The organism is Mesorhizobium sp. M0106 (assembly GCF_040322715.1).
Classification (GTDB): domain Bacteria; phylum Pseudomonadota; class Alphaproteobacteria; order Rhizobiales; family Rhizobiaceae; genus Mesorhizobium.
In genome coordinates this window covers 1-8,587 of sequence record NZ_JAMYUA010000090.1, presented here as the reverse complement: position 1 = coordinate 8,587, position 8,587 = coordinate 1, and the positions used below count along the sequence as shown (strand labels likewise).

Genomic DNA, 8,587 nt, shown 5'->3' with positions numbered 1-8,587 from the left:
GCAGCGGCCATTACATTTGTGCAAACATCGTGCGTCGATCATGCGGAGACGCCGAATGCTTGCGCGAGAAGGCTGGAGCCGCGGAGCTGCACTCTACGTCGACCCGCGAGTTGACGCGCTCTGTGGCGAATTCCACGTAGAGATCGTCCCCAAGGGCCGCTATCCGAAAGAGGGCCAGACGCGCGCCGTCGGCTCCATCCGCCGGCTGATCGACAATCATGGCGCTGAGCATGCACGGTTGGTCCTGTGTGTTCTGGCTGAGGGCCGCGGCGAACCACGCGCTCACCGAAGAAAGCAGCCTGACGGTCGTCTCTGACTTGCTGCTGGCCGGTCCGGACCTAGTGGAGCAGGGCATGGCCGCCGTGCTCGAGATTTTCGCCGCGATCCCGCTCGGCGCATACATGGCGATCGTCAATGAGCTGCGCGGCCGCGTTCATCAGGGGCATGCCCTTGCCGGCATCCTCTATGTGCACCTCCGGCGCCTCACGAGGGATCGCTATCGGCAAATGAGACTATTCGGTCCCGGATGACCAAAGCTGACGCATTTCGTTCCGCCGTCGCTTGGATCGACCAGTCGCTCGCGCATGTCGCCGAGGCAGTGGAGCGCATGCCCGATGACAGGTTCCTCGCGAGCACCAGGCCGCGCACGATGAGCCGCGCTCGCCGTCTATCGACCGGTTGCCGCCGTGCTTGAGCGCGAGCGGTGGCGCCGGGTGGCCTGAAGGTCGCGACGAATGAAACGCCGGCCCAGTTCAACCCGCGCGACGTCCTTCAAAGCTGGGGGGATTGATCTTCACCAAGCGGTCTGCGGCCTCGACCGCAGTTCGTATCCTGCTGCACAGCGCGAGATTTTCGGCCAGTATTTCTTCAGTCCGTTGAAGCGCGAGCTCGGTCCGGTGGATGCGCTGCCTGGCATTGGCAACTTCCGATGTCAAAAGATCGGCCGCCATCCCGTGGCCGTGGGGTTCCATAGTGTCCATGGGTTTCTAATACATGGGGGGCGATATCGTTCCATGATGTCGGGCGAAACGGCGGGCCGCAGAAAAGCGCGATGGGCCGAATGACCAATGCGCTCCCTGTCAAAACAGCGCCAGAAACAGGCGAACGGCTTCGGCCGCTCTACGTCCCACGGGCAGAGGCGATCACGGTCCAGAGGGCCATTGATCTGTTCAGGCACGACTACAACGTAAGCGAAGACACACTCAGGCGGCTGGTGATCAAGCACCGTCTTCACAACCAGACAATGCCCGGTGCTCCGTGGAGAATAAGCGCTCCCGGTTTGGCTCTGTCGCTCGCCGGCGATGATGATGCGCTTGCGCGGTTGAGGCAGGACGTCGCGAGCACCGGACGCCGTCAGTGCCTCATCGCGAGTTCGGACCATGGCTGCGCGACCAGCCTATCACCTACGATTTGGCTTTGAAGGCGATCGTTGCGCATACGGGCCTCTTCAATCAGGGCTGGAAGGACAGTGCCGATGCGATCTTCCATACCGACGGCACTGTTCCCAAAGGACCGATCGCCTTAGTCGAGGTGCAAGGTTACGTCTTCGCAGCATACCAACCGCGCTGAACGCTCGCACCTACCAAGCCGGACAGCGCTACTGGTCGCTGCATGTTGCTGCCATCGCGCGCGCGGCGTTAGCGCCAACAGAAGGAAAACGCGGGGCCTGAGGCCCCACACCCCCACTCCGTTCCGCTTCGCGGACGGATATGCTTGCTCCCTCGGTCGTGCGGCACTATCCGGTGTGGAGCCATATTGCTTTTGAGAGCGAAGGATGCGGCTGATCGCCGTCGCATAGCGGCTGATCTCGGCGTCGATCTGGCTGGGGTAAAGCCTCGGCGTTCGAGCTTCTTCCGCTCCTGTGACTTGTCGATGCCCGGATTAGAACCGACAACATCGCGACAGGCTATGAGGGCAAGCCGTATGACGGGCCGGTAGAGGACGACTCGAAGCACTTCGTCTACTGCCCAGTCTGCGGCCAAACGTTCGACGCGCGCGATCTTGGACAGGTGTTCCACCACGCTGAGCCGCAGCACGAGCCGCTTCCGGTCGAGTAATAGTCCAGCTAGTTGAGCTCTGGCGGCAGACCGACGTTGAGACCCTTCAGCGCGCCACCGACGTACGTTGAATGAGAAAAGGGTGCTGCGTGCACCGCGCCTTCCCCGCGCGCCGATGCTCCACCTGGACCGCAAAAAAGTCCCGCCGCACTGCCAGAACGGCGGGACCGATCAAACGCTTTGCACCAGGCGGGGGGATGCGGGGGGTTGGGCTTGCCAAGTGAGTGCGGACCGTAACCAACCCTAAGCGCAACAGCGGCAACGCGTCCACCAACCGCCGGTTGGAGCGACAGGACGATTGAGCCGCCGGCAGGTCAGGTCATCCCGAATCGCTATCGCTCGCAACCAGACGGTAGCGGAAATTGTTGCGGATGTGGTCGTTGAAATAGCGGCCCTTGGCAAACGCGGCCCGGAACGCGGCAAAGGTTTCCGGCGGTACCCCCTCAAATTCGTACCGCTTGCCGCTGGCGACGAACCACACCGAGAGGGTCCTTCTATCCAGATCATATTCCATGTTGCGGATCGAAGTAGATGGCATGAGCACCACAGGCCGAGGCCCGCGCTTGCGGGGAGCGCGGGCCGATCGGGATACCGATCTGCAGCAATACCTGGAGGGGGAGGATTCGCTGCGTGCACCGAACTTTCGCGGCGGTCCCGTGTTCCCAATCGAGATACACAAAAAGCTAGCTGCACCTTTCGGCATCACGCGGACGTTGGATTTCTGAGAAAGCGCGAGCGTCAATTTTCCCGTGAGATAGGCACGCTCCACGGCGAAAGGAGTGCCCCGCCATGACCGTCCTCGCCCACAACCTTGCCAATGACATCAAAGGATCGTGGAGGGTCGTCTTCGTGCCGGACGAACTGCATCTGTACGTGAAATTCAGCCAGCGAGACGCCGACACAAAGCCGGTTGATTGGATGAGCGTTGATGATTTCCTTGCATGGCGGCCGAAAGGCGCACTCCACAAGCGAGCGCGCGACAGCTTGGTTTCGCTCATTTGCAAGGCGTTGACAGGGCGATGAGACAAGGGAGAACCCGCGCCGAGATCAAGTGCGAGCGCCGCGGTGGGATTCGACGTTCCGAAGGCACCGCGACGATGCCGCCAACGCGATAGCTAAAGCTCTTATCGGTGAGGCGCGCGGGCTTTGCTTTGAAGCGTCAGCGGAGCGACATTTGCACCTTTCGCTCGGTGATCGCATCTTGATCCTGACGTGATGAACGCACTGGCTGATTACGCTGGGCGGCGCGAGGTGGCCCGTCTTGCGGTTATGCTCGATCTGGGCAAGCTGCTGCGCTGGATATTCAAAACCGTTGCTCCTGAACTCAGCGCAGATAGCGAATCGTCCAGGTTTCCTGGGAATCGACGACCATGTTTGAGCATGAATCCGCCAACCTGCTGACGATGCATGACCAGTGTATCGACCGCCGCTGAGCAGGCGCACACCAGATCCCGCATGGGCACCCCGAGGCGAGAGGATAAAAGCCAAGGCGCCGAACGACCATTGGAAGATCGTGACCTTCCTGGCGGCGCTGCGCCACGACCGTGTCGATGCACCATCGCTCATCGACGGACCGATCAACGGCGAGAGGTTCAAAATCTATGACGACAAAGTTCTCGTCCCCCCTCAACCCCGGCGACATTGTCGTCATGGATCATGCCTCGGCAGGCGAAAAGTTCAGCGGGTTAACGCTCGGATAAAGAGGATGGTGCGTCGCACAAAAATATTGCAATGCACTACAAATGCCGTAACGTCAGTTTCGTAGATGAATGAGACGGCTTTTGTGAAGGGCCGCCCGCTGAAAAGGATGGAAACTATGGCCAAGACCGCTGACACCGTTGAAAATTCCGAATTCCCGACCTTCGACCCGTCGATGGCTACCGACCAGATCCGCGCTGTCGCCGAAAAGGGCCTCGAGCAGTCGAAAGAAGCCTATGCGAAATTTGCCTCAGGCACCGAGACGACCCAGAAGGCGCTGCAGTCGAGCCTCGAAACCTCCAAGACCGTCGGCAACGAGCTGTCGCTGAAGACAATTGCTGCTCTGCGCGCCAATACCGAAGCCGGCTTCTCGCACCTCGAAGCCCTGGTTGCCGTGAGGGCGCCCTCCGAGTTCCTCGAGCTGCAGGCTGCCTTCTTGCGCAAGCAGGTCGAACTGACCGTAGAGCAGGCCAAGGAATTTCAGGCCGTGACGACCAAGGCTGCCGAAGATATATCCAAGCCAATCAAGGATGTCTTTGAAAAGGCGATGAAGGATCTCAAGGTCGCCTGATTGAGTCTAGGCGATCGGAGATACCCGCAAAACGACGCCCTTCTCCAGCCGCCTTTTTCTTTTGGGCTGACCGGCTATGTGTCTCTTAGGTCAGCTTTGGAAGGCGGGCCTCGGTTTTTGATCGCTGGTCGTCTAGCGACGCGTTCATGTCTCTGATGGCATCGATAATTTGCTCCAAGGCTATTCCGAGCTGACTTGAGCGCGGACTGGCTCGCGCGGCGGAGCTTGCCGTCCAGGGCAACACCTATATGCGAGGTAGCCGAGAACGATCCGGAGCTTAAGCGCGCTATCGAGGCGGCAGAGCAGACCCGAGAGGGGCCGGCAGAAGTGCAGGGCAAAACCCCTGCAAATGTCGATGCCGTGACCGAACAGCAGCGAGATCGTCGCCCCGAGGAGGCCGAGCGCCGGCCGGACGAACCGTCCGAGCAGGCTCACTAACTGGGTCGACCGTAGATGCTACAAATCGGCTGCAGGATAAGTTAGACAGCGACAAGGAGGCCGCACAACGAAGCGCCGCCTGATCCTGGGCTGCAGATCATGCTCGTGCATCAGGCGCCGGATCTTCTTGTGGTTCACGACGAGGCCTTGCTGACGCAGCGCAGCGCCGACACGGCGATAACCGTAGAACTCGAACTCGTCGCTGATCGAGAACATTGCCTCGACGATCGCGGTGTCGTCGGCCGGGTTCTCCAGGGGATCGTAGTAGGTGGAGCGCGCGATTCCCATCAACCGGCATCCTTCGGCAACGCTGATGCCGCAGGGCCGGTGATGACGGATGTAGTCCCGCTTCTCGGCCGCGGTGCGTTTCTCAGAGCCCCCTTTAGAAACTCAGTTCCAGAGCCTGCTTACCGACCAACCGTTCGAGCGCTGCGATCCGTGCTTCGTATTCCTGGATCAGGTCAGCGGCCTGCGCATCATCGTCGAACGCTCCTTGCTCATATTTGCGCACCCAGATGCGGATCAGGTTGTGCGAGACATCGTGATGCTTAGCCAAGCCGTGCAGCGTCTCGCCGGCGATGAACTCCTGCGCGACCTGGCGTTTGAACTCGATGCTGTGACTGCGGTGCTTTGCCATGGGTTCTCTCTCCGAAAACCCGGAAGGCTGGTCAATCCACACATCCCGATCTGTCCACCCTCAGGGGCGCACTCCAAAATGCCGGCTTTTTTGGCCGGCTTTTGGCCGTTCTGATAGTTGCGGGCCTGCGCCACTCAAGCCGTATGCAAGGATAAGAAAATGGCAGACGAACCGAACCGGAATCCGACTGCTGATGAAATAGCCGGCATGCAGTGGTGGAATTCACTTACCGAGACTGAGCGCGCGGACTGGCTGGCCCGGGCGGATTCGGCAGTGCCTGCCGAGGCTTGGGCAGCATATAAACGTCAAGGAACGCTCGAGCTACAACCTCCTGGCGGGATCCACTAGACCGGCTGACAGTCGCTCGCGGGAAGGTGGCCGGCGCCGTTTGGGGGGCGTTGGGGTAGATTTGCCTGTTAGGCGCCGGCCAGGCGGGATTGGGGTCTCCCGCCGCAGGAAGAAGCTAACAGAGGCAAGTGAAGTGGGTATGGCGTGATCGCGGAAGGTGGCCCGGAGCACGGCACCGGCCTCTCCGGAAATCGCTTGCTAGTAGCGCCAACCTTGCTTGAATTCGTCGATGAACCATCGCTCGACGTCGTCCCGCACCGAAGTGCTGCTTCGGAATTTCAAGTGGCCCGGCGACTTCTGCTCAAGCCAAGAAAAGAAATCGGAAAATCTTGGATTCTCTGGCTGATGAGGAAGCCCGCGCTCTTCAGCCCATTTTGTGCAAAAGTAGCGAACACCCTGTTCTGCTTCATCCCTAGTCATGACGGGTGATCACCCAAAGGCAAGTCTTCTGTTCCGACACAAAAGCAAGGCGCCTCCGACGCTGGTGCGTTCGAACGGCAGCGTGCTAGCCATCCGCGTCCCGCCGATCAATTTGAGACGGCAATTGAGACCGACAACCCGCCGAGCTTTACGGCCAAAGGAAAGTCGGCGGCCCATCTTTCAATGAGCATTGCCTGAACCCACCGACCTGCGGATTGCCAGTGGCCCCGCGATTCGCAGCTTTGCCGGAACAGAGGCGTGCCGTCTAGCAATGTAGGCGTGTACCGTTCCAGGTGCGGAAGTTTTCGAGACTTCTGCCTTAAACCCTCTCAGCCATTGCTCCAGATGTGATGTTTTCATGCCATCCTGCGTCACGCGCCAGCGCTCGCGTTGCGCAGCACGAGTGATCTAGGTTAGAGATAGCCCGACGGCTCCTTACGAAAGGTCGCCGCGGATAACCCGAACGTTCAGCTGCCTCAACGCCGGCACGAGTTCGGCATGGCGTTCGAGCGCCCTGGCCCGTCGGGCCTTGAGCCTGCCCTCCACGGCGCGGTCGTAGACCGCCACGCATTCCGCTCCGGTCAGCCGCGAATAGTAGAGGATCCCGTCAACTGCGAACCCGTTAAAGAGAGCCTGGCTCAGCTTCCGGCCTTCCTCCTGTTGTTTGGCACGTGCAGCGTCGGTGCTGATCCCAAGCCGCAGCAGGCCGGTGGTCCGGACGTCGATCACCGTCAGGGGCGACGTAGCAGAGACTTCGGACACGGCCCAGCCAGGGATTTCCGAGAGATGCAGCATGCGGTAAGATTTTCCCTCGAACCGGTCGCGAATAATCGTCTCGGCGATCGCCGTCGCCAGGTCGCGAGCAATGTAGAGGACCATGAAGGACCGGTCGGGGCTTGCGAAGCGCGATTGTCCGAACCCCATGCCCAATGGAGTAGCTGCGTACTCCTGTCGCATTGCCCGCAGGTAGTGTTGCGGCTGGAACCTAATTGCCAGGTCCGCGACGACTTCGGCGTCAAGCTCCACGATCAGCCGAAATCGAACTCGGCGTCAGCGACGACCTCATCGATGCGCCCAGCCTTGAGTCGGTCGAGCGGCGTTTCGCCGGTGTCGCTCACATGCTGCTGGGTCAGCCACAGCCACGTCGCACGAGGATTCCCGATGATCTTCGTGATCCGGGCCATGTCCTCAACAGGACGACCGTCGACGAATTGGGCGAGCGGAAATACGTGCTTCCGCTCGCCCTTGAGCAGTCCGATCACGGCTCCGCGCCTTTGCCAATCGTGCAGGGTCGAACGCTTCGTCCCGAACATCTTTTCGATCTCGCCGGGACCAGCGACAGGACCAGCCCAATCCTCAAGGCGTGTCGGTGTTGCATATTCAGCGAGGCGCAGCCGGCCCTCTTCAAGATCAAAGACCTTCCCGCGGCCTGCGCCCTGGCTGACCTCCACGGGCTTTTCGACCTCTACTGGAGCAAGTATCTTACTGGGTCGGGCGAGCTCCGTAACCACATTCTCCACTGCTCTCGCCAGTGCCTGTTCGTGCGCAGCGATCTGGCGCTGCTCGGCAGGGGACAGACGAGACGTTACCGCCGTCAGGGCGGCGACCGCCTTGCCGGCGGCTTTCAGAGCGGACTTGGATATTCCTGGATGGCGTCGCGATAACACATCGAGAATGTCAGCGACCGTCTCACGATCGACCTTTGCATCTGCGCGAACTGCCGAGTTGCGAGCGTTCATAACGACCACCATTGGCACCATATTTCTCGCCCTAGATAGTACGGATCGTCCGAAATGTCCAGATTGTAGTCTGGCAAATTTGCACCTGTTGCTGGTGATCTGGACCCATTCCGGACCTTCCTGACGCCGGATCGCTTTTCCCGAAAGGCGGCGTCCACAGAACCAACGCTCATGACCCGAAAGGACCTCTGACCATCGCATGGCGAATGACCGCTTCGCGCCCGATGCACGAACCCGCTTCGCGGGATGGTCGTCTAGTTCTGAGATGACGCGTATTCATAGGGAGCAGGTAAAGCCTGCGATCTGACCATGGAGTTCCCTTCAACGAGAGGAACTCGCCATGGCTACCCTGTCGACCGATGCAACAATCTCTCCACTTCGCCAGCGCATGCAGCAAGACATGCTGATGCGGGGCCTGGGTGACGACAACCTACGACGGACGGAAAGGATTTCCGATAGCTGAAGTGGCAGTTCTAGGACTTTTGAACTGTTCGCTTTCCAGTGCCGTTGCAAGCTCAGGTGTATCAAGCAACTGCTCGACCGCCTCGGCCTTTTCTGAATCCGGTGTCATTTGCGCGCCTGTTCCGTGCGGACAATATCAACAATGCAGCGCGCCCGCCATCGCCAAAGCTGCATTTGACGCACCGCGTCATGCACCTGACAACAAGCTTGCGTCCTG

The 8,587-nt window shown here is 60.1% G+C and carries 12 protein-coding genes and 1 pseudogene; 7 read left to right on the top strand and 6 right to left on the bottom strand.

Annotated features, from left to right (window positions below):
- Positions 1-218: 218 nt before the first annotated feature.
- Positions 219-530, top strand: coding sequence for a hypothetical protein (locus tag NKJ55_RS34830; RefSeq protein ID WP_352453841.1), 312 nt, complete (start codon positions 219-221; stop codon positions 528-530).
- Positions 531-752: 222 nt separating this feature from the next.
- On the opposite strand, the gene NKJ55_RS34825 is transcribed toward NKJ55_RS34830, so the two are convergent.
- Positions 753-950, bottom strand: coding sequence for a hypothetical protein (locus NKJ55_RS34825; protein ID WP_352453840.1), 198 nt, complete (start codon positions 948-950; stop codon positions 753-755).
- A gap of 406 nt (positions 951-1,356) precedes the next feature.
- Here NKJ55_RS34825 and NKJ55_RS34820 point away from each other — a divergent pair, with 406 nt between their 5' ends.
- Positions 1,357-1,569, top strand: a complete 213-nt coding sequence (locus NKJ55_RS34820) for a hypothetical protein (RefSeq protein WP_352453844.1) — start codon at positions 1,357-1,359, stop codon at positions 1,567-1,569.
- An 807-nt stretch (positions 1,570-2,376) separates the two neighbouring features.
- On the opposite strand, the gene NKJ55_RS34815 is transcribed toward NKJ55_RS34820, so the two are convergent.
- Positions 2,377-2,595, bottom strand: coding sequence for a KTSC domain-containing protein (locus NKJ55_RS34815; RefSeq protein WP_352453839.1), 219 nt, complete (start codon positions 2,593-2,595; stop codon positions 2,377-2,379).
- Between the two features lie 251 nt (positions 2,596-2,846).
- On the opposite strand from NKJ55_RS34815, the gene NKJ55_RS34810 reads away from it, so the two are divergent.
- The 3 genes and pseudogenes from NKJ55_RS34810 (at position 2,847) to NKJ55_RS34795 (ending at position 4,326) form a co-directional block, all read left to right on the top strand.
- Complete coding sequence (locus tag NKJ55_RS34810; RefSeq protein WP_352453838.1) at positions 2,847-3,080, top strand: hypothetical protein; 234 nt, start codon at positions 2,847-2,849, stop codon at positions 3,078-3,080.
- A gap of 418 nt (positions 3,081-3,498) precedes the next feature.
- Positions 3,499-3,762: pseudogene (locus NKJ55_RS35755) on the top strand (IS630 family transposase); the annotation flags it as partial.
- 102 nt (positions 3,763-3,864) lie between these two features.
- Positions 3,865-4,326 carry a phasin gene (locus tag NKJ55_RS34795; protein ID WP_352453837.1) on the top strand — a complete coding sequence of 154 codons (462 nt, stop codon included), beginning with the start codon at positions 3,865-3,867 and terminating at the stop codon, positions 4,324-4,326.
- 456 nt (positions 4,327-4,782) lie between these two features.
- Here the strand turns inward: NKJ55_RS34795 and NKJ55_RS34790 are convergent, their stop codons facing one another.
- Positions 4,783-5,052, bottom strand: a complete 270-nt coding sequence (locus NKJ55_RS34790) for an IS3 family transposase (protein ID WP_352453836.1) — start codon at positions 5,050-5,052, stop codon at positions 4,783-4,785.
- 94 nt (positions 5,053-5,146) lie between these two features.
- Entirely contained in the window at positions 5,147-5,401 is a 255-nt protein-coding gene (locus NKJ55_RS34785; RefSeq protein ID WP_352453835.1) for a transposase, read from the bottom strand.
- A 492-nt stretch (positions 5,402-5,893) separates the two neighbouring features.
- Here NKJ55_RS34785 and NKJ55_RS34780 point away from each other — a divergent pair, with 492 nt between their 5' ends.
- Positions 5,894-6,178: a hypothetical protein gene (locus NKJ55_RS34780; RefSeq protein WP_352453834.1), complete on the top strand. Its 285-nt coding sequence runs from the start codon at positions 5,894-5,896 to the stop codon at positions 6,176-6,178.
- A gap of 426 nt (positions 6,179-6,604) precedes the next feature.
- Here the strand turns inward: NKJ55_RS34780 and NKJ55_RS34775 are convergent, their stop codons facing one another.
- Both NKJ55_RS34775 and NKJ55_RS34770 read right to left on the bottom strand, forming a co-directional pair.
- Positions 6,605-7,195 carry an RES family NAD+ phosphorylase gene (locus tag NKJ55_RS34775; protein ID WP_352453833.1) on the bottom strand — a complete coding sequence of 197 codons (591 nt, stop codon included), beginning with the start codon at positions 7,193-7,195 and terminating at the stop codon, positions 6,605-6,607.
- 2 nt (positions 7,196-7,197) lie between these two features.
- Positions 7,198-7,908 carry an antitoxin Xre/MbcA/ParS-like domain-containing protein gene (locus NKJ55_RS34770; RefSeq protein WP_352453832.1) on the bottom strand — a complete coding sequence of 237 codons (711 nt, stop codon included), beginning with the start codon at positions 7,906-7,908 and terminating at the stop codon, positions 7,198-7,200.
- A 419-nt stretch (positions 7,909-8,327) separates the two neighbouring features.
- Between NKJ55_RS34770 and NKJ55_RS34765 the strand changes: the two genes are divergently transcribed.
- Positions 8,328-8,587: hypothetical protein (locus NKJ55_RS34765; RefSeq protein ID WP_352453843.1), on the top strand; the 260-nt coding region annotated here is incomplete at its 3' end.